Origin of the sequence: Proteiniphilum sp., from assembly GCF_034927365.1 — a bacterium.
Classification (GTDB): domain Bacteria; phylum Bacteroidota; class Bacteroidia; order Bacteroidales; family Dysgonomonadaceae; genus Proteiniphilum.
Genome location: NZ_JAYFQD010000013.1, coordinates 60,903 through 82,479, shown reverse-complemented (window position 1 = coordinate 82,479; position 21,577 = coordinate 60,903). Strand labels below are relative to the sequence as shown.

The window sequence follows — 21,577 nt, the reverse complement described above, 5'->3', positions numbered from 1 at the left end:
AATTAAACTCACAGCGTTATCTGAAGCCTGTTTTTCAATTTCAGAATTTCTTGATTGTACTTCGACCTTCACACCACAAAGATATAAATTGTTGTGTAGGGACAACACTTAATGGCATTTTTATTCACCTGTCCACCTATCCACCTAAAACCGAAGTGCTTTCTTCGCCCAAAATGTTTGTGTAACACCCCGCACTAAAAGGTAGAGGATAAAGGACAACCAGAGGCCATTATTTTCCCATAAAGGGGTCATGATAAAGTAACAGGCAAAAAAGACCACAGACGAGAGGATCATCGCATTCCGCATTTCTGTGGAAGCGGTCGCCCCGATAAAGATGCCATCCCACAGGAAAGCAGCGAAGCCGACGATGGGAATCAATACCGTCCAGAACATAAACTCTTTGGTATACGCAATAATATCGAGGTCGTTGGTCATGATGCGCAGGATCGGATCGGGGAAGAACATATAGATCACCACTGCCGCAAGGCTGACCATCAATCCCCAGAAGAAAATCCTGCGGACCATCCATTGCAGATACATCCGGTTCTTTGCCCCGATGAAACGGCCGGTCAGCGCTTCGCCCGCATAGGCAAAGCCATCCATAAAATAGGAAAAGAGCATGAAGAACTGCATCAACAAAGCATTTACAGCCAGTATGGTCTCACCCATCCCGGAAGAGGCAAAGGTGAAGAAGGTAGTCACCAGTGTCAACAAAAAGGTGCGGACAAAAATATCACTATTCACCCTAAAATATTGGCGTATGGCATGCCTGTCCCAAATCGTCTCCTTACGGATATATTTGCGTAGCCGGCGATAATATCTCCACCAGAAGGCGGCGGCCACCATGAAGGAGATGGTTTGGGAAAGTGTTGTTCCGAGGGCGATCCCCTCGATTTTCATACCAATACCGAACACAAAAAAGATACTCAGGAGAATATTGAGAAGATTATTCAGGATAGCGATCATCATCGGGATCCTCGCGTTCTGCATACCGATAAACCAACCATTGAAGGCATACAACCCCAACACCGCAGGAGCTCCAAATACGACGATATGAAAATAGGTCATCACATGCTCGGCCGATTCAGGACCAGATTGTATCAGACTGGAAACCAACATCCCGATAGGGTATTGCAGGAGTATGATAAGCAATCCTACTCCCAGGCCAATTACCAGTGAACGGATAAAAGCATTCATCACCTCCGGAAAATTGCGGGCACCCAATGCCTGGGAGGCAAAACCGCTGGAACTCATCCTGATAAAACCGAAGTTCCAGTAAATCATATTGAAGATATTCGCACTGAGGGCGATGGCACCGATATAGACAGTCGATCCGAGCCGACCGGCAATGGCAATATCTACCATCCCAAGTAGGGGAACGGTAATATTGGTGATAATATTGGGAAGGGCAAGCCTGAAGATTTTTTTGTCCATTAGGGCAAAATTACACCAAAAAGACGATATACCGGAAATTTGCCTACTATTATCTCTCTGGGTTGGCCGATTTCTCTTTTATGGATTCCAGTCGATCTCCTGCCGGTCGATACCGATATCCTTCATCGACGCAGGATCTTCCACTGGCTCCAGATGGGTATGAACCGTCACCGGCTCGTCAAACATATTCACGATGGTTTGCTCTATCTCATCCGCACGATCGTGTGCCTGTTTGACCGTCCACTTACCCGGAACCAGCACATGCATCGCGATAAATTTGCGGCGACCGGCAGCCCGGGTTAACAGTGAGTGGTATTCAATCTGTTGCTCTTTCAGTGAATCCAGGTAGGAAGTAATCTTTTCCACCTCCTCTTCAGGCAGGGAAGCATCCATCAACCCGCTGGCAGAACGCATTATCAACCTATATCCCGTGTAGATGATATTGAGTGCCACCAGAATGGCAATGATAGGATCGACAATCAACCAGCCGGTAAATTTCACGATCACGATGGCCGTAATCACACCCACCGAAGTCCACACATCGGTCAGCAAATGCTTCCCATCGGCTTCCAACAGAAGGGAACTCCTCTTTTTTCCTTGATGAATCAATGTAAGTCCCACTCCCAGATTCACCAATGATGCCAACAAAGAAAAGAGCAGACCGGTGTTGATATTCTCTATCGGCCGAGGATCGATAAGCCGTGGGACAGCCGACCAAATAATAGTGAAAGCAGCGATCAGGATAAGTGCCCCTTCCGCCGCACTAGAAAAATATTCTGCTTTACTATGTCCGAACTCATGTTCCTTATCCGCCGGTTTCAGTGAGATGTTGAGCATTACCAAAGCAAAGATCGCCGCAAACAGATTTACAAATGACTCCAGCGCATCCGACAGAAACCCCATCGAATCGGTCACAAAATAAGCGTAAAATTTCAGTAGAATGGTGACTATTGCAGCGGCAATAGAGAGATATATAAATTTACGCAGTGGATTCTTTTTCATTGCAGCCATGCTTAAGAGCCAACAAAAGTAGTCATTTTAGATGAATGTGAATAAATGGCAGCGACTTTTTCGGTATTCCTATTACACCCAAATACAATTCATTCTATCTTATTGTGAAGAATAGTCATATTTTTTGTCATTCTCATGGAGTTAGATTCCAATGGTCACATCCCATTTATAAGGTTACCCCACAACTTTAGAAATAAAATCACATTATTAATACTAATAATGTGATTTTTTATATCTTCACAGTCGGAATATCAATCCAAAATTATTATGCAAAGAAAATTATTGCAACAATTATTGGAGTGGAAAAATAGCGAAAAACGCCTACCACTGCTATTAGAGGGAGCAAGACAAGTCGGAAAGACCTACTTGCTTGAGGCTCTTTTTGGTAAGGTTCATTTCAAAAATATAATACACGTAAATTTTGAGAAAGCGGATGCTGAATTACTCGCTCTGTTTGAGGGTAATATTGAACCGAAACGCATTATTAACTATCTATCGTTAAAACATAACACGCCAATTAGTCAGAACGACACACTTGTGATTTTTGACGAAATCCAAGAGGTACCTCGTGCGTTGACCTCTTTAAAATATTTTGCAGAAGATGCACCTGAATATTATATTGCTGCTACGGGAAGTTTGCTCGGAATCGCTTTGCACAGTGGCACTTCGTTTCCTGTTGGCAAAGTGAATAGATTACGGCTTTATCCTATGGATTTAGAAGAATTTTATTGGGCTTTTGGTATGCAAAATCAAACAAAGGAGGCACACAAAGCAATAGAAAATTTACGCAAGCCACTCATTGAAAGCGATTTTCGAGATTTATTTCAGCAATACTTAGCCGTTGGAGGAATGCCTGCTGCTGTCAAAGAATGGATTGAAAGTAAAGATATTAATCGTGTAGAAATGATTTTAAAAAATATTCTTGCCGACTATAAAGATGATTTTAGTAAACATACCACTAGCGCCGAATCACGAAAAATCAGCAACCTATGGGATAGCGTTCCACAACAGTTTGCCAAAGAAAATCACAAGTTCGTGTACAAAACGATAGAGCCATCGGCACGAGGAAGGGATTACGCCTTTGCAATCGATTGGTTGCTCGATGCCGGTTTGATTTACAAAATCGACCTTGTCGTGCATGGAAACAGATTACCGCTGTCGTTTTACGCGAACAACGCTGATTTCAAAATTTATTCACTCGATGTGGGTCTATTGCGACAATTAGCAGGATTACCCGCTTCCGTCGTTATTGGCGATGACAATATCTGGTCAAATTTTGGTGGTGCTTTTGCCGAAAATTTCGTTTTACAACAACTTCGTTCATTTGGCTTCGATGAAGCATATTATTGGGCAAACAACGCTGACCATCCTAATCAACCAAAAGGCAAAAGCGAACTTGATTTTGTCGTTTCAAAAGACAACACAATTTTTCCAATAGAAGTAAAATCAGGTGAACAGGTTAAAGGACAGAGTTTGCGGATTTTCCGCAATAAGTACAAACCTGAGTTAAGTTTGCGTTTCTCACTCAAAGGATTGGAATACAATGAAGGACTATTGAATATTCCGTTGTATTATTTGTTTCTCTTCAACGACATGATAGCACAAAAGAACAACTTGCCAGATTCTACATTCACGTTCATAAAACACAAGACTGACGAATAGAACCGCAGGCACAAATAAATAAAGAGATGAAATTTGAATTAGATAAACAGACAATCAATGACCTTGAAATATTTGGAGACGGAAGATCAAATGCCTCCATATTTGGTTTCTATAATAAAACCAAGACCAATGGTGGTAAAGAGTGTCTGCTAACCTTAATGGGAAATCCATTGACAGACTTACAACAATTACAAAAAAGGAGTGAGCTGATACACTATATTTCATCCATTGATTTGGATTTAAAAATAAATTCAGCTCAATTAGATTTTATTGAGACATACATGCGTTTAAATGTTTCATCTCTACGAAATAACATAATTGACGCTTTCCTTCAGAGTGTATCATATCGGTTAAAATCTGAAAATAATGACTATTATCTGATTCTGTCGGGGGTTCAGCAGTTGATATACCTAATAAAAGATATAAATAAACTAATTTATCAACTGAATAATGATATTCCGGAGGAGTTAACGCAGTTAATAGGCTACATAAAAGAATTTATCAATCATATAGATTTAGGGACAATTGAGGATGCAAATAAAATTAGTTTTAAAGATATTAGTCGCATGGATTTCCTGTTCAGAAAGAAGTATAAGAATGAGTTATATGATTTTATTCGAACAATATATCTTTTTGATGCCTATTGTTCAATTGGTAGAGTTGCCGCCGAGAATAACCTGGCATTTGTAGATTACATTGATTCTTCTTCTCCCATTATTTCCATCCAGCAATTACATCACCCATTATTAAAAAATGCAGTGCCTTATGATGTTGAAATTACAGAGTCAAATAACTTATGCTTTTTGACAGGTCCCAACATGGCGGGTAAGTCAACATTTCTTAGATCATTAGGTATTGCCATGTATATTTCTCATTTAGGATTTCCAGTTCCAGCTGTAAAAATGAGAATATCCATATACAATGGGATAATTACAACTATCAACCTTTCGGATAACTTGAATAGAGGCTACAGTCATTTTTATAGTGAAGTAAGAAGGATTAAAGAAGTAGCAATTAAACTTAAAGAAAAAAACAGGCTTTTTGTGATTTTTGATGAATTGTTTAGAGGTACAAATGTCAAGGATGCATTTGATGCTTCATTACTTATCATAGAATCATTTGCCCAAATTAAGGAAAGTACATTTTATATTTCAACTCATATTACCGAAGTTGCAGAAAAGCTCTATCAATTACCTACCGTTGATTTTAAATACTTTGATTCGAAGTTCATTGATGGGAAGCCAGTTTATGAATACGTATTAAAAAATGGGGTTTCGCATGAAAGGTTGGGGATGTACATCGTGAAAAAAGAAAAAATTGCGGATATTCTAAATTCAATAATGGAAAACTAAAATGTTACGGTCAGTAAGGCATACAATACTGTTATTTCATACTTTCTTATCTGCATGCTATTCCATTATTAGCTAACTTTGCAAAGATGGAAGCAGGACTTTCTGAAATCCGGATCGAATATGAAAGTAATATTTATAGAATATTTTAAAGAATAAGAAAACGACGACGATGGAAACAAAAGATAAAAACATCAAAACTTTTTCCCCAACATCTTGACTAGAGATATGGAAAAATCGGTACAGAACAAATACCAGAAGAAGTAAACAAACTTTTTGATGCTGGTTCAACTATTGGAGCCCTCATTATATTTCCCAACAACAGAGTTGACGGAAAACATACGATAAACCAAGCACGATGAATCAATAGATAAGATACAAAAACGTCATATTAACGTTGAATGGTAATTTCTACATAATACATTTGATGATCAGGAAATTATTCACTACATTTGGCATACAAAGTATACACCTAAATTATATCACAATGAAATCAATTTTAACTGTTCTTTTTCTAGTCCTCGGCTCTTTTGTCTTGAATGCACAAACATCGACTGAAAGTAGTGAAACCCCACTGGAGGGTGTATGGCAACTATGTATTCCAACTGGAGATCTAAAAAGGGACCCTCAAACCGGGGTGATTGAGTTGGATACCACAAAACTCCAACCAGCATACTTTTATAAGGTTTTCGGGAATACAGGAGAACTCACTGCGATGTTTATTACTCCTGTCCTATCGCTCATTACTATTTCAGGAACATATGAGATAGTATCATCTAATCAGTATATTGAGCATGTGAATTATCATTCCAATCCGGATTTTGCGAATAGGGATGTAGTCTTGGATTACATCTTCATTAGTGACGGTTACCTACAATCATCATACAAAAATGATATGGGAATGGTAGGACTCGAAATCTGGAAAAAATTGAAACAGGGCAACCCCAGTGTCGAATTGAAAAAACTCAAAGACGCAGGAATAATCAACTAGTCCCAAAAACACTCGTTGCCATCCGTAAAGATACATAGCTGATTCCGCAGACAGTTTTTCATTTCACTTGCTTGGAAATACATCGATTTTCATGTACTTTTGTATTTTCTAAGCAGAACCATGTATATGCCAAAGGATAATGCAGACAATGAGCTACTTTCAGAAGATATTCAAGTTCTCCGAGTACCGCATTAATTACGGGAATCTGGCATCTGTACATCGTTTGTCTAAAGAGCGAAACAAAAACAGTATAAATATATTATGTTTGAGAATTTAAGTGAAAGACTGGAGAGGTCATTCAAGATACTAAAAGGACAGGGAAAGATCACCGAGATCAACGTAGCCGAAACATTGAAAGATGTACGTCGTGCACTGTTGGATGCCGACGTGAACTATAAAACTGCCAAGGAATTCACCGAAACAGTAAAGGAGAAAGCGCTGGGACAGGATGTACTCAACGCGGTGAAGCCGGAACAAATGATGGTGAAGATCGTGCACGACGAATTGGCCCTTCTGATGGGAGGCACTGCTGCCGAATTTAACGTCAAGGGAAATCCCTCCATTATTCTGATGTCGGGTTTGCAGGGATCCGGTAAAACCACTTTCTCAGGCAAGCTGGCCAACATGCTCAAAAGCAAACGGGGCAAGAACCCATTATTGGTAGCCGGCGATATTTACCGTCCCGCTGCTATCGAGCAGCTAAAGGTGTTGGGCGAACAAATCGGTGTATCGGTTTATGCGGAAGAAGAGAACAAGAACCCTGTCAAGATTGCACAGAACGCTATACAATATGCCCGTCAGCACGGGAAAGACCTGATCATCATCGATACCGCGGGACGTCTTGCTATCGACGAACAGATGATGAACGAGATCGAAGCGATCAAGAAGGCGGTCAATCCACAGGAGATCCTCTTCGTGGTGGACTCCATGACAGGACAGGATGCGGTAAACACCGCCAAAGAATTCAACCAGCGGCTTGATTTCGACGGGGTGGTACTCACCAAACTCGACGGTGATACCCGGGGTGGTGCAGCGTTATCCATCCGGTCGGTAGTAGATAAGCCTATCAAGTTCGTAGGTACCGGTGAAAAACTCGATGCTATCGATGTATTCCACCCGGAACGTATGGCAGACCGTATCCTCGGTATGGGTGATATCGTCTCTCTGGTGGAAAAGGCACAGGAGCAATATGATGAAGAAGAGGCACGCCGCCTGCAAAAGAAGATAGCCAAGAATCAGTTCGACTTCAACGATTTTATCAACCAGATCCAGCAGATCAAGAAGATGGGTAACCTGAAGGACCTGGCATCGATGATTCCCGGCGTAGGCAAACAAATCAAGGATCTGGATATCGATGACGATGCTTTCAAGGGCATTGAAGCCATTATCCGTTCCATGACTCCCCAGGAACGTACCAATCCCGAGATATTGAACGGAAGCCGTCGTGCCCGTATCGCCAAAGGTAGCGGAACCAATGTACAGGAAGTAAACAAACTCCTCAAGCAGTTCGATGAAACCCGCAAGATGATGAAAATGATGACTTCCGGAGATGGTCGTCAGGCAATGCGGAATAATATGAGACGCAGGTAGTTCGATTGTTTGTTCAGTAGATTTCCAGTTGTTGTTCGACAGTTGTTCGGTTGTAATCTGGTTATTATTGAGTTACGTGCGAAGCACGAATAACAGCGAAGTTGAATTACTATTGAATTACATGCGAAGCATGAATAACTACTGAAAAACGGCGAAGCCGAACAACAATAAAATTAAAATAAACCAGAGAGATGAAGCTTATTGACGGAAAAGCGGTTGCCGCACAGATAAAGAAAGAGATAGCCGAAGAGGTAACACATATAAAAGCTGCGGGAGGCAAGACGCCTCATCTGGCAGCGGTATTGGTCGGGCATGACGGAGGGAGCGAAACATATGTAGCCAACAAGGTAAAATCCTGTGAAGAGGTAGGATTCAACTCCACGTTGATCCGTTATGAGGATGATGTCACCGAAGAAGAGTTGCTCGCATGTGTGGATCGTTTGAATAACGATAAAGATATTGACGGTTTTATTGTACAATTACCCTTACCAAAACATATTTCCGAAACAAAAGTTACCGAAGCCATCGATTTCCATAAGGATGTCGACGGTTTTCATCCAGTGAATGTGGGTCGCATGTCTCTGGGTATGCCCTGTTTCCTTTCCGCTACTCCCTCCGGTATCGTGGAGTTGCTTAAAAGGTATAAAATAGAAACCAAGGGTAAACATTGTGTGGTATTGGGTCGCAGTAACATTGTCGGTAAGCCTGTATCGATGCTGATGGTACAGAAAGCCTATCCCGGAGACTGCACCGTTACCGTCTGCCACAGCCGTACGCCCAATATAAAGGAGATTACCCTGCAAGCCGATATCATTATTGCCGCATTAGGTGTACCAGAATTCCTAAAAGGAGATATGGTAAAAGAAGGTGCGGTGGTGATCGACGTGGGTACTACCCGTGTTCCCAGTGATAAAACCAAATCGGGATTTAAACTCACCGGCGATGTACTGTTCGAGGAGGTCGCACCCAAATGTTCCTACATCACTCCCGTCCCGGGCGGCGTAGGCCCCATGACTATTGTCTCACTATTAAAGAATACCCTCCTGGCCGGAAAAAAAGAGATTTACGGCTAAAATAATTGGGGGGGGTAGCATCTCACCCTCTCACAGCCTAGCTCAGAACCAGCAATAAAAGGCTCACTCTTAATCTCGCTTTATCCGGATCAACAGTAATCCGATCATTGTCCAGAACAATTCACGGATACGCTTGCACAGGCTGGTAAAGACACCATAGGAAGCAGGTATTGAGAGAATACTATATACAATTACAAATCCACCTTCACGGGCTCCCATCTGCATCGGCATAAAGAAGAAGAGGTTAGAGACAAACGACTGAATAGACTCGATCAATACACCCTCTCCGAAAAAAACAGGCCAGCCTATCGCCTGCATAATCAATAAGACCTCCACACACATAAAAAACCGGGCGAAAATCTCCAATCCGAGTGAAAAGACAAAATCTTTCTTGCGATTCTTATAGAGATCGGAAATAGAATCATCCATCTGACTGATTTTCTCCTGATTATGCTTATAGAAAGCCCTTATTCTCTTTCCAAAAAAGGGAAGACGGCTCCCCCTCTTTACAGCACTCTCCACACCTCCCCGGGTATATACCTTGAATGCCCAGAAAAGGAACAGCCCCGACATCACACTGGCGAGTATAATGATCCATTGCATCACTCCCGAAAGTACCGGCACAAAGAAAAGCAACAGTGGGATTGAAACCATCCAGAAGATGAAATGCGAAACGAGCCGCATCATCGTCGAGAGAAGAACAGTAGAGGTAGCCCTCTTTATTCCAATTAGTTTCCTCAGTTCGAGCACCTTATAAGGTTCTCCACCAATCATTCCGAGTGGAGTGATATAAGTGATCGCAAAACCACTGACAAACAGTTGAAACAGTCGTAGAAATCCTACTCGTTTTGCGTCTTCACTTCCGTCATTCAAAATAATATAAAAAGAGTAGGTGTTTACAAGATATACAATAATCCACATTCCGATAATTGGCACGAACCACCAACCGGTCTGCTTTATATTATCTAAAATATTGTCAGGTCCTGTCTTGTAAATCAATACACCCAATGCCACTCCGCCAAGAAGAAAAAACAGATTCCGGGCGATCTTCGTTTTTTTTTGCATAAAAAAATAGGAGAATACTTTTATCCTATCAAATTAAAATTGTATGCCCGCGACATTCGATATATCGCGGGCTATAAATTGATTACTTTCTCCTACTTTCTGAAAGGCGCTTTCACCACATTTGCCTTCAGGTTCCGGTTACGTACCTTTATATAGATATCAGTATCCGGCTTCGCAAACTCAGGTTTTATATACCCCATGCCAACGCCAATCTTCAATACAGGTGACATAGTTCCGGAGGTCACATTTCCGATCACTTCATCTTCCGCGTTCACGATCTCGTATCCGTGACGGGGTATCCCCTTATCCACCATTTCAAAGCAACAGAGCTTACGTGAAACACCTTTAGCTTTCTCTTCTTCGAGGATCTCACGTCCTATAAACGGTTTATTTTCCACAAATTTAGTGATCCATCCCAGGCCTGCCTGTATGGGCGAGGTAGTATCATCCAGATCGTTTCCGTAAAGGCAATAACCCATCTCTAAACGGAGGGTATCCCGTGCACCCAGTCCGATTGGTTTGATGCCAAACTCCGCACCCGCTTCAAAGAGTGCATCCCAGATTTTCGGTCCGTGTTCGGGATAGAAATAGAGTTCAAATCCTCCGGCACCAGTATATCCGGTATTCGAGATGATTACATTCTCTATTCCTGCCAGATTACCGGTCGTAAACTCATAGAAAGGAATGTCTGAAAGGTTCTGGTCTGTCAGCTTCTGGAGTGTCTCTATTGCTTTTGGCCCCTGTATCGCCAATTGGGCCATATGGTCAGATGCATTCTCCAGTTCCGCACCCATACTGTTCCATTGCTGGCACCAGGCCCAGTCCTTCTCTATATTGGCGGCATTCACCACTAAAAGATATTTGTCAGGTTCGTAATAATAGACGATAAAATCATCTACTATCCCACCTTTTTCGTTCACGAAACAGGTGTATTGTGCTTTTCCGGGCTTAAGCACGGAAACATCATTACTGGTCACCCGTTGCAGGAACTCCAATGCTTTAGGTCCTTTAGCCCAGAATTCACCCATATGGGATACATCGAATACGCCTACCGCATTCACTACCGTCATGTGTTCGTCTATGATACCGGAATATTCAATGGGCATGTTATATCCGGCAAATTCATGCATCTTGGCTCCCAGGCTAATATGCAAATCAGTAAATGGAGTTGTTTTCATCTTATTTTTTTTCCTCTCTGGCTACTATTTCGGCTATTTTCACTATCACCTCCGATGCTCTTTTCATGGAAGGTATGGGTAAGAATTCATATTTACCATGGAAGTTCATACCTCCGGCAAATATATTGGGACAGGGAAGTCCCATAAAAGAGAGACGTGCACCGTCAGTTCCTCCGCGGATAGGTCTTACATTGGGTTTCACCCCTATCTCTTCCATCGCCTTGTAGGCATAGTCCACTATATATTTCACCGGTTCAACCTTCTCCCGCATGTTATAATACTGATCTTTCATCTGTAGCGTAAGTCGATCTCCGTATTTTTCGTTCAACAGAGCTACAGCATTACCCATCAACTGTTTACGATTTTCAAATTTCTCACGATCATGATCACGAATAATGAAAGAGAGAGTAGCTTCCTCCACAGTGCCTGTCAAGGAGATCAGATGGAAAAAACCCTCATATCCTATGGTATGTTCAGGACGTTCATTCTCGGGTAACTGAGATATCAGTTCGTTGGCAAGATGTAGTGCATTGATCATCTTCCCCTTGGAATATCCCGGATGCACATTTCGCCCCTGTATTTCAATCTTAGCTGAAGCAGCATTAAAATTCTCATACTCCAACTCCCCCACTTCACTTCCGTCGATGGTATATGCCCATTCAGCACCAAATTTAACCACATCGAATTTATCAGCACCGCGACCGATTTCTTCATCCGGTGTAAAACCGATACGGATCTTACCATGTTCAATTTCGGGATGGTCGATCAGATACTGCATCGCGTTCATAATAGCTGCAATGCCGGCTTTATCATCCGCCCCTAACAGTGTAGTTCCATCAGTTACAATAATATCTTCACCTATATGATCGAGTAGCTCGGGAAAATCGGCGGGAGAAAGAATAATTCCTTTTGCTTCATTCAAGACAATTTCTTTTCCCCCATAACTCTTTATAATCCTCGGACTCACATTCTTTCCACTCATGTCGGGACTGGTGTCGAAATGGGAAATAAAACCGATTACCGGTACTTTCTTCTGTGTATTTGCCGGTAATGTAGCCATCAGATAGCAATTGTTATCCAGGCTTACGTCTGTCAGTCCCATCTCCAACGCTTCCTGTTCTACTTCTTTAGCCAGGTTGAACTGTTTTTGTGTACTGGGGGTTTGAGTGTTGTTCTCGTCCGATTGTGTATCGATGCGAGCATACTTTATAAACCGATCTACAATATCCATGATTATTTTATGTTTGGTAATATTCTTCTTATACTTAAAATCGCACTCATCCCGCAAAGATAAAAAAAGGGACTGAATAGTAAAAATCAATTTCACCATTTTGTAACTCAAAAAAAAGCCTTATCTTTGCACTTGGGTAAGTCCTATACGGTCAGCTCCCATTGAATCCCCCAGGTCTTGATCGAAGCAAGGGTATTTGGTTGTAGCGGCGCGATATAGTAAGCTTACCCTTTTTTTATTCCCCTTGATGATTAATTATCAGGATTCGTGACATTTTTTTAACATAGCAGAATCGATACGGTTAAATCCCAATGAACCCGAATCCCGATACCCCTAGGCTGTTAGCGTTATCTCCTGTTTGTCTACTCCACCTATCGACTCCTTAATGAAAAGTTAAATCAAGATAAAGAATTTCAAATCAGGGACAACTATCCAATGAAAGATATATCTTTGCGGCCAATTAGTTGTTTATGCAACCAAAAAAAACGCCTATGATGAAAGTAACAGAACGTGAAATATTTGAAATTCTCTCCGGAAAGATTTCGGGGGTAATCAATCGCACCGTACTAAAAGCATTTGCCCAGACAGGAATTGATATCACGACCGAGCAATGGACTGTTTTATCTTGTTTATGGGACAAAGACAAGATCATTCAACAGGAAATCTGCGATCTTACCCAAAAAGACAAACCGAGCGTAACCCGATTGATAGACAACCTTGAAAAAAAAGATCTGGTGAAACGGGTATCTGATCCGGCAGACCGTCGTAACAATCTCATCCATCTCACTCCCAAGGGAATTGCTCTTAAGCAAAATACCACCGAAGTGGTACATAACATCGTCAATTACGCGCTTGAAGGTATTTCAGACGATGAGCTAATCCGGGCGAAAGATGTGTTACTACGGATCATGCACAATTTAAAAATATATTAGTTTTCAGGTTATTGGAGATATAAATAAGATTCACATTCAGACAAATAGTTGTCTAACTAACTATTTAGATTATGAAGAAATTACTATTCATTATTTTTTGCTTCTACGCTATTCCCTCCTTACAGGCACAGCAACTGGTAGATTTGCAAGAATGCCGGCAATTAGCGCTGGAGAACAATAAAACATTAAAAATAGCCGAAGAGAATGTGAATGCTGCCAAATCATTATCGAAGGCTGCATTTGCTGAATTCTTCCCAAATATATCGGCCTACGGATCGTATCGCTATAATCAGAAAAATGTGTCTCTCCTTGGCGAGGATGCACATCTACCGATAGGTGTACTGGATGCAAACGGTAATTTCGGTACCGGCATCACCTCCACTTCGCGTCCTACCCCAAATGCCGACGGAACATTCACTTTCGAAGAATCAGCCATCAACAATAAATTTATATTGATTGATGGAAAACCTGTTCCATTAGATGCACAGGGTAGCCCGTTTGATCCTGAAAAAAATCCGGAGAACTTACAATGGAAAAATCACGCTATTTTGCCAAAGGATGCGATGGAATTCGATATGCATAATATTTTCGTAGGAGGCATCAGTTTTGTACAGCCAGTTTTCATGGGAGGCAAGATCGTCCAACTTAATAATATTGCTAAATCGAACCGGGCAATTGCCGAAGCCCACGTTCAGGAAAAGGCGGAAGAACTTTTAGTGAATGTCGATGAGGCTTACTGGCGTGTGGTATCATTGGAGAATAAAGTAAAGTTGGCAAAAGAGTATCGTAATCTCGTTGCCGAACTTGATAAGAATATGCAGGCACTTCAGGAAGAAGGATTGGCCACCAAAGCAGATGCCCTGAAAATAAGAGTAAAGTTGAACGAGGCTGATGTTTCACTGACTAAAGCTGAGAACGGGTTAAATCTTTCCCGAATGGCGCTGAATCAATTATGCGGATTACCGCTGGAAGAACAAATAGAATTGAAAGATGCAGATTTGAATGAAACGATCGATGTGCAACCATCTTTTTCCATAGAACAAGCCTGGGCAAACCGGCCGGAAATCAAGATGCTTACACAGGCAGGCAGTATAGCCGAAGCTAACACCAAAATTATGGCTTCCCGTTTTATGCCTACAGTCGCCCTTACCGGAGGATATGTCACCACCAATCCTAACGCTTTCAAAGGGGTTGAGAAAAAATTCAACGGTATGTTTACCGTAGGAATAACTGCTGTTGTACCCTTGTTTCACTTCGGGCAGAAGACTCACACTCTCAATGCGGCACGCACTCAGGTTGTGATAGCCAAACTCGAACTGGAAGAAGCAAAAGAAAAGATTGAACTCCAAATTCATCAAAACAGCTATCGGATCAATGAAAGCCTGAAGAAACAGGAAATGACCCGCAAAAATGTGGAAAATGCCAAAGAGAACCTCATTTATGCTCAGGAAGGTTTTGAAGCCGGGGTGATTACTTCCACCGATTTACTTATGGCGCAAACAGCATGGTTATCGGCTGAGTCGGAATATCTCGATGCAACGGTAGATGTGAAGCTCAACAATCTCTACCTGAAGAAATCGATTGGAAATCTCTATTAATCTGATGATTCGATGATTTAATGATTCGACAATTTAACAACATACATTGAAATGGAAAAAGAAAAAAAAGAAAACATACGCAATCTGCGGATTGCATTGGTAGGGCTCATCGCTGTAATAATTATCCTCTTTATTATCGGATGGATCATATATAAACCGGAACCGGTCGTTATTCAAGGATCTGCAGAGGCAACCGAGGTACGTGTCTCGGGTAAAGTAGCCGGACGTATTCAAGAGTTTCTGGCAGAAGAGGGACAACGGGTTGAACAGGGTGACACATTGGTACTCATCGACAGCCCCGAAATTTACGCGAAACTGGCACAAGCTACGGCTGCGCAAAACGCGGCAAAGGCACAAGACCGCAAAGCACAGAAGGGTGCTCGCAGTGAAGTGATCCAGGGTGCTTACGAGATGTGGCAAAAAGCCGAAGTGGGTGTGAATATTGCCAAGAAATCGTACGACCGTACACAACGTCTTTTTGAAAAAGGAGTAGTTACAGCTCAAAAACGGGATGAAGCAGAAGCCCAGTATCAGGCATCTGTTGCTCAGGCTGCTGCCGCCAAAACACAATACGATATGACTAAAAACGGTACCGAAGCAGAAGACAAAGCGGCTGCATTGGCAATGGTCGACCGGGCACAAGGAGCTGTACAAGAGGTGGAAGCTTACATGAAAGAGATAACCCTTATCGCCCCCATTTCCGGAGAGATCACGGAGATATTCCCCAAACAGGGAGAATTGGTCGGTACTGGTGCTCCCATCATGAATATCGCTAATCTGGATGATATGTGGTTCAGTTTCAATGTGCGTGAAGATCTACTGAACGACATGAAAAAAGGAGCAATAATCACCGTAAAGATCCCGGCATTGAATAATCAGGAAGCTAAACTGGAAGTCACCTATATAAAGGCGATGGCTTCGTTTGCTACCTGGAAGGCCACCAAAACCACCGGTGATTTCGACCTGAAGACATTTGAGATACGTGCCAAACCGGTAGAACCTATTAAAGACCTTCGCCCCGGAATGACGGTGTTAGTAGTGAACAGATGAACAACTCAATTATACAACAGATAAAGGATGTGGCTTGCAGGGAGTGGAAACGGATGTTAACCCGTCCTGTTTATTTTCTCTCTTCGATATTCGCAATGCTTTTCTGCTACCTGTTCTTCCTGACACTGATGTCGGAAGGATTACCGGAACAACTTCCTATCGGGATAGTCGATAGCGATAATTCATCGTTGTCACGTACCCTCGAACGGAATATAAATGCATCTCCCAACGTGGAGATAGTGGGTAAGTATGCCTCTTTTACCGAAGCCCGTAAGGATATGCAAAAAGGGTATATTTATGCTATCATCGATATAGGCGCAGGATTTCAAGCCGATCTGCTTACCAACCGGCAGCCTACCATCGCCTATTATGTGAACGATGTCTACCTGGTAGCAGGATCGCTTTCGTATAAGGATCTGACCTATATCAGCGAACTGATGTCGGGTTTCATCCTGCAACAATCATTACAGGCAAGGGGTATCACCGGCGAAGAGAATCTGATACCTATCTTACAGCCCATCGCAATGGATACACATCAGATAGGCAATCCCTATACCAACTACAGTGTCTATCTATCGAATGTATTACTCCCCGGTGTGTTACAACTGCTCATCATTATGTTCACCATTTATGCCATAGGTGTGGAGATGAAACAAAACACCACCCGTGAATGGCTCTCGACAGGTAATGAATCAATATTATCAGCGCTGACAGGTAAGGTGTTACCTCACACCATACTTTTCACGTTATTGGGATTATTAGGGCTATTCCTGCTTTATGAAGTGATGGGATTCCCTATGAACGGCAGCATTGCGTGGATGTCGCTGGCCATGTTTCTATTTGTCATGGCACATCAAGCCGTCGGCATATTCATTATCGGCCTGTTCCGGCAATTGCGGGATTCTATCAGTGTTGGAGTATTCTACGGATTATTAAGCTTTTCCTATGCAGGTTTTACTTTTCCAATTGAGGCAATGCCCCATGGAGCACAAATTTTCGCATGGTTTTTCCCCATCCGTTACTATTTCAAGATATATGTGAATGAAGCGCTGAATGGTGCGGATATACGCTATTCACTGATATACTTTGCGGGGATACTGGTATTTTTGTTATTACCATTTCTGGTATATCCACGGTTAAGAAATACCATCGCGCAACATGACAGGTCAGCAATAAAAAACAGTAGATTCAATGAACAACTACAATAAATCCAATTTCATTTTACGGCTTTTACATGAGTTACGACGGGTTATCTACATTATGCTGGATGAATACCGGATCATCCTGAAAGATTCGGGACTTGTTGTCGTTTTTCTTGGAGCGACACTCTTCTATCCAATCCTCTATCCATCCATCTATCGTAACGAGACCATGCACGATATGCCTATTGCCGTGATTGATGATTCCCAAAGCGCCCGGTCACGCGAGTTGGTAAGACGGTTGGATGCCACTCCAGACCTGAACGTGGCCTACCAATTGAATAATCTCGAAGAGGCAAAAGAGTGGTTCTACAAGCAAAAAATACATGGCGTTGTCTACATTCCGAAAGACTACAGTGAGAAGATCAATCGTAATGAACAGGCTACCGTATCGTTCTATTGCGACATGAGTAGTTTCATGTACTACCGCACCATGATGCTGGGAGCCAATCTTGGCATACTCGAAGCAGGCAAGGATATCAAAATAGAACGGATGAATGCAGCCGGAATAACGGGCAGGTCAGCCGAAATCTCAGCAGCTCCTTTCCGTTATGAAAAGAATATTCTGTTCAACGAGCCGATGGGATTTGCCAGTTTCCTTCTCCCGGTGGTACTTGTCGTCATTATTCACCAAACCCTCTTTTTCGGAATCACCATGCTGACCGGTACGTTGCGGGAAGAGAAACTGGTTACAATAGATCCACAATTGCGTCAGAAGGGTAAGTTCTTCCCTACCATCTTCGGTAAAGCACTCTGCTATTTCAGTATGTATATTGTGATTTGTTCCTATATATTACTGGCTGTGCCACGAATCTTTCAACTGCCTCATATTGGTAATCCGTTAGATATTATCCGGTTTTTCACTCCATTCCTTCTGGCTGTAATCTTCTTTTCAATGTTGATATCGGTATTTATCCGCAATCGGGAGACTGCAATGGTTATTTTTCCTTTTTTCTCGGTCATATTACTCTTTTTGAGCGGATTTTCATGGCCAGAATCCAATATGTCGTGGCTTTGGAAATCATTCGCGATAATCTTCCCAAGTACATTCGGTATCCAGGGATATCTAAAAATCAATTCAATGGGCGCCGGATTGGATCAGGTTCAATTCGAATACATCGCCTTGTGGATTCAAACAGCCATATACTTCCTGTCCACAATTTTTGCCTATCGGTTACAAATGCATACTACGAAAAAATAAAGAAAAACCAGTGCCAGACAGTATATATACAACAAAAAACTCCCTTTGTCTGCCGGCAGACAAAGGGAATTTTTTAATATGAAAAGAGACTTGTCCAATTATGTAGCCAAGCCTCTCAAATCAGGCGATCTTCGGCAGCAATTTCGCATCGAATGAATACTTACCTGCTCCGATGAGGATCGAAGCGGCAAAAACAATCAACAGGTCGAGTGCATGTCCGTATATCATAAAATCATCCCCAGCAGCAAGATGCGTTGCCAAAGCAACGGTCATCGTGCCGGTGAGCATAACTGCCGCGGGGCGGAAGAATAAACCCAGGGCGAAAAGCAACCCGCCAACCGACTCAGCAACTGCGGCTAAAAAGCCCCAGAATGCAGGAGCAAAATTGATTCCGAATACTCCTATACTACTACCTATGGCTGTCCACAGTTCCGTTCCACCGGTAATTTTAGGAAAACCATGTAGAAAAATAGATATACCTATACCTACTCTTAATAGTAACCAACCTAAATGCAATAAATTTTTTTTGTTCATATATATTTTTTTAGAATCAAGACACAAGAATCAAGACTTTGGATGTAGGATTCTCATCCACCTAACCACCTATTCACCTAACCACATTTTTCAGCCTTCTAAACCTCCTACTATTATAAATTGTTTATCTTTGTCTTATAAATAGAATCGATATGTCTACTTTTGCTCCCTTTGCCAGACCAATGTATGTAATGCTCAAACCTGTCGGTTCGAAGTGTAACCTCGATTGCGATTACTGTTACTATCTGGAAAAGGCTATTCTTTATGGAAGAAAAAACCAGGTGATGAGCGAAGAGCTTCTTGAACGCTTCATCCAACAATATATTGAATCCCAGACCATTCCCCAGATAATGTTCACATGGCATGGAGGAGAAACGCTGATGCGTCCTCTCTCATTTTACAAAAAGGCAGTGGAATTACAAAAAAAACAGGCCGGTGGCAGGCAGATCGACAATTCCATTCAGACTAACGGGACATTGCTCAACGATGAATGGTGTGCTTTTTTCAAGGAAAACAATTTTCTGGTGGGTATATCAATCGACGGTTCTCAGGATTTTCATGATGAGTATCGTCGGGATAAGATGGGACGGCCTTCGTTTCACCGTGTCATGAAAGGTATTCAACTATTGCAGAAACATGGCGTGGAATTCAACTGTATGGCTGTAGTCAACGATTACAACGTGGATTACCCGTTAGAATTCTACGGCTTCTTCAAAGAGATCGGATGCCAATATATACAGTTCACTCCTATCGTGGAGCGTCTGCACAAGAACACCCCCGGGCTGAAATTAGCCACTGCACAAGAGAAAGGTGATGATTTGGAACTGGCACCCTTCACTGTCGATGCGGGGAAATGGGGGGATTTTCTCTGTGCAATCTTCGATGAATGGGTCAAACAGGATGTGGGAAAGATATTTATTCAGCTCTTCGACTCCACACTGGCCAACTGGGTAGGAGTTCAGCCAGGAGTATGCACCATGGCCAGGACCTGCGGCCATGCGGGTGTGATGGAATTCAATGGGGATGTCTATTCATGCGATCATTTTGTCTTTCCTCAATACAGGTTAGGCAACATTTACAGTAGGACACTCACCTCGATGATGTATTCCGAAGAACAGTTGAAATTTGGGAATGATAAATTTGATTCCCTTCCACAGCAATGTCTTGAATGTGATATGCTTTTCGCCTGTTATGGCGAATGTCCCAAGAACAGGTTTATAAAGGACAAATATGGCAACGACGGATTAAATTACCTATGCAAAGGATATTATAAATTTTTCTCCCATGTAGCACCCTATATGGATTTTATGAAACAGGAACTGTTGGCCAAACGTCCACCCGCCAATGTGATGGCATGGGCCAGGAATCATTAATTCTCCTTTTTCCGTGCAGAATAATTGATATTTAGCGCATAAGCCTGTCTCAACGCCTGCTTTACATCTGTAATATACTGCATCCGCGTATCTTCGTCTGCTTTGATAGAAACAGTCATCAGCGGTTGATCCATCTCATTCATACTGGCCTTCTCACGTGCTATGTAATCCTGAATCTCGGAGACATGGGCAAACCGGTCATTCAACTGCATCTGCGTACCACTGCCCAACCTTGCATCTGCCGGTGGACCGATATTGATATAGGTAACCAACGACTTCTTTTCTAATTTCTGGGCTTCCGAAGCAGTCGGCACCTTAACCCTTACGAGCGGTACCTCTGAGCGCATCGTAGTGGTAACCATGAAGAAAAACAATATAGAAAAAACAATATCGGGCATAGATGCCGTATTCATTTCGGGCATCTCCCTTTTACCGTTTCTATGAAATCTTCCCATAATTATTGTAATCCATAATTTTTAGGTTCTGCTTCCGAAATACGTTGGGGATAGAGATCCTGAATCTGTTTCTTCTGCGCTTCCGTCAATTCCCGATAAGAGGCATTGAAATACTTCCTTGCCCCCTCTTCCCGTAACTCATTGTATGCTCTCACCACTTCATTCTGTACAGCGATATATGCTTTATAACTGGTGGTAGCATCATTCCTGATAGAAACCACATGCGCTGCAGTGACGGGCACGACTCCTATCGGAGGGCCGAAATTTTTTTCTACCAGGTGAGGAAGGTTGGGGCTGTTCGTCCTGTTCAATACAAACTCCTTCACCTTTTCCTTTAATGCGATCTTTCCTCCTTCTCCTCTTAATTCCGCTTCGTTGGTATACCATTCGGTACCTAACTGACTTCCCACCATCGTTTCGTCCCGGGCGTTCACCGCCACCACAAGCAAGTTCCTACGTTCTACTTCCACAGAGGTCTTAGCCTCTGTATGGGGGGGAGGCGGTAGCCGTCGTGCCAGCCCGGTGTCAACATCCATATTCGATACAAGCAAAAAGAAGGTCAGCAAAAGGAATGAGATGTCTGCCATTGAGCTTGCATTAAGTCCGGGAACTTTTCTTTTTGACCTTGCCATGAAAAAACCTTTTTTTAAA

General features: G+C 42.4%; 20 protein-coding genes. 12 read left to right on the top strand and 8 right to left on the bottom strand.

Going from position 1 to position 21,577, the window contains the following annotated elements; translation table 11 throughout:
• Positions 1–144: 144 nt before the first annotated feature.
• On the bottom strand, positions 145–1,434 hold the full coding sequence (locus VB073_RS09555; protein ID WP_323403937.1) for an MATE family efflux transporter: 1,290 nt from the start codon (positions 1,432–1,434) through the stop codon (positions 145–147).
• A gap of 78 nt (positions 1,435–1,512) precedes the next feature.
• Positions 1,513–2,436 (bottom strand): cation diffusion facilitator family transporter, encoded by a 924-nt coding sequence (locus VB073_RS09550; RefSeq protein WP_323403936.1) that lies wholly within the window; start codon positions 2,434–2,436, stop codon positions 1,513–1,515.
• Positions 2,437–2,712: 276 nt separating this feature from the next.
• On the opposite strand from VB073_RS09550, the gene VB073_RS09545 reads away from it, so the two are divergent.
• The 6 genes from VB073_RS09545 to folD all read left to right on the top strand — a co-directional run bounded on the left by VB073_RS09545 (position 2,713) and on the right by folD (position 9,110).
• The gene (locus tag VB073_RS09545; protein WP_323403935.1) at positions 2,713–4,107 is read left to right on the top strand and encodes an ATP-binding protein; all 1,395 of its coding nucleotides are present in this window, start codon (positions 2,713–2,715) and stop codon (positions 4,105–4,107) included.
• A gap of 26 nt (positions 4,108–4,133) precedes the next feature.
• Positions 4,134–5,459, top strand: a complete 1,326-nt coding sequence (locus VB073_RS09540; protein ID WP_323403934.1) for a MutS-related protein — start codon at positions 4,134–4,136, stop codon at positions 5,457–5,459.
• A 233-nt stretch (positions 5,460–5,692) separates the two neighbouring features.
• Positions 5,693–5,818 carry a DUF6994 family protein gene (locus tag VB073_RS17450; protein WP_416349534.1) on the top strand — a complete coding sequence of 42 codons (126 nt, stop codon included), beginning with the start codon at positions 5,693–5,695 and terminating at the stop codon, positions 5,816–5,818.
• A 125-nt stretch (positions 5,819–5,943) separates the two neighbouring features.
• Positions 5,944–6,447, top strand: a complete 504-nt coding sequence (locus tag VB073_RS09535; protein WP_323403933.1) for a DUF4488 domain-containing protein — start codon at positions 5,944–5,946, stop codon at positions 6,445–6,447.
• A gap of 261 nt (positions 6,448–6,708) precedes the next feature.
• Positions 6,709–8,037 (top strand): signal recognition particle protein, encoded by a 1,329-nt coding sequence (gene ffh, locus VB073_RS09530; protein WP_323403932.1) that lies wholly within the window; start codon positions 6,709–6,711, stop codon positions 8,035–8,037.
• 191 nt (positions 8,038–8,228) lie between these two features.
• Positions 8,229–9,110 (top strand): bifunctional methylenetetrahydrofolate dehydrogenase/methenyltetrahydrofolate cyclohydrolase FolD, encoded by an 882-nt coding sequence (folD, locus tag VB073_RS09525; RefSeq protein WP_323403931.1) that lies wholly within the window; start codon positions 8,229–8,231, stop codon positions 9,108–9,110.
• Between the two features lie 69 nt (positions 9,111–9,179).
• Here folD and VB073_RS09520 read toward each other — a convergent pair whose 3' ends face one another.
• The 3 genes from VB073_RS09520 to pepT all read right to left on the bottom strand — a co-directional run bounded on the left by VB073_RS09520 (position 9,180) and on the right by pepT (position 12,584).
• Positions 9,180–10,175 (bottom strand): lysylphosphatidylglycerol synthase domain-containing protein, encoded by a 996-nt coding sequence (locus tag VB073_RS09520; protein ID WP_323403930.1) that lies wholly within the window; start codon positions 10,173–10,175, stop codon positions 9,180–9,182.
• A 92-nt stretch (positions 10,176–10,267) separates the two neighbouring features.
• Complete coding sequence (gene gcvT / locus VB073_RS09515; RefSeq protein ID WP_323403929.1) at positions 10,268–11,353, bottom strand: glycine cleavage system aminomethyltransferase GcvT; 1,086 nt, start codon at positions 11,351–11,353, stop codon at positions 10,268–10,270.
• A gap of 1 nt (position 11,354) precedes the next feature.
• Complete coding sequence (pepT, locus tag VB073_RS09510; protein WP_323403928.1) at positions 11,355–12,584, bottom strand: peptidase T; 1,230 nt, start codon at positions 12,582–12,584, stop codon at positions 11,355–11,357.
• A gap of 491 nt (positions 12,585–13,075) precedes the next feature.
• On the opposite strand from pepT, the gene VB073_RS09505 reads away from it, so the two are divergent.
• From VB073_RS09505 to VB073_RS09485, 5 genes are all read left to right on the top strand, one after another.
• Positions 13,076–13,516: a MarR family transcriptional regulator gene (locus VB073_RS09505; RefSeq protein ID WP_323403927.1), complete on the top strand. Its 441-nt coding sequence runs from the start codon at positions 13,076–13,078 to the stop codon at positions 13,514–13,516.
• A 71-nt stretch (positions 13,517–13,587) separates the two neighbouring features.
• Positions 13,588–15,114 carry a TolC family protein gene (locus VB073_RS09500; RefSeq protein ID WP_323403926.1) on the top strand — a complete coding sequence of 509 codons (1,527 nt, stop codon included), beginning with the start codon at positions 13,588–13,590 and terminating at the stop codon, positions 15,112–15,114.
• Positions 15,115–15,165: 51 nt separating this feature from the next.
• Positions 15,166–16,164 carry an HlyD family secretion protein gene (locus tag VB073_RS09495; protein ID WP_323403925.1) on the top strand — a complete coding sequence of 333 codons (999 nt, stop codon included), beginning with the start codon at positions 15,166–15,168 and terminating at the stop codon, positions 16,162–16,164.
• The gene (locus tag VB073_RS09490) at positions 16,161–17,372 is read left to right on the top strand and encodes an ABC transporter permease (protein ID WP_323403924.1); all 1,212 of its coding nucleotides are present in this window, start codon (positions 16,161–16,163) and stop codon (positions 17,370–17,372) included. The genes VB073_RS09495 and VB073_RS09490 overlap by 4 nt, the downstream gene beginning before the upstream one ends.
• Positions 17,356–18,564: an ABC transporter permease gene (locus VB073_RS09485; protein ID WP_323403923.1), complete on the top strand. Its 1,209-nt coding sequence runs from the start codon at positions 17,356–17,358 to the stop codon at positions 18,562–18,564. Before VB073_RS09490 ends, VB073_RS09485 begins: the two co-directional genes overlap by 17 nt.
• Positions 18,565–18,684: 120 nt before the next feature.
• On the opposite strand, the gene VB073_RS09480 is transcribed toward VB073_RS09485, so the two are convergent.
• Positions 18,685–19,080 (bottom strand): DoxX family protein, encoded by a 396-nt coding sequence (locus VB073_RS09480; RefSeq protein ID WP_323403922.1) that lies wholly within the window; start codon positions 19,078–19,080, stop codon positions 18,685–18,687.
• Positions 19,081–19,250: 170 nt separating this feature from the next.
• Between VB073_RS09480 and VB073_RS09475 the strand changes: the two genes are divergently transcribed.
• Positions 19,251–20,471 (top strand): anaerobic sulfatase-maturation protein, encoded by a 1,221-nt coding sequence (locus VB073_RS09475; protein WP_323403921.1) that lies wholly within the window; start codon positions 19,251–19,253, stop codon positions 20,469–20,471.
• Here the strand turns inward: VB073_RS09475 and VB073_RS09470 are convergent.
• Together VB073_RS09470 and VB073_RS09465 are read right to left on the bottom strand one after the other, a co-directional pair.
• On the bottom strand, positions 20,468–20,926 hold the full coding sequence (locus tag VB073_RS09470) for a biopolymer transporter ExbD (protein ID WP_323403920.1): 459 nt from the start codon (positions 20,924–20,926) through the stop codon (positions 20,468–20,470). The genes VB073_RS09475 and VB073_RS09470 overlap by 4 nt on opposite strands.
• 2 nt (positions 20,927–20,928) lie before the next feature.
• Positions 20,929–21,558: a biopolymer transporter ExbD gene (locus VB073_RS09465; protein ID WP_323403919.1), complete on the bottom strand. Its 630-nt coding sequence runs from the start codon at positions 21,556–21,558 to the stop codon at positions 20,929–20,931.
• Positions 21,559–21,577: the final 19 nt, after the last annotated feature.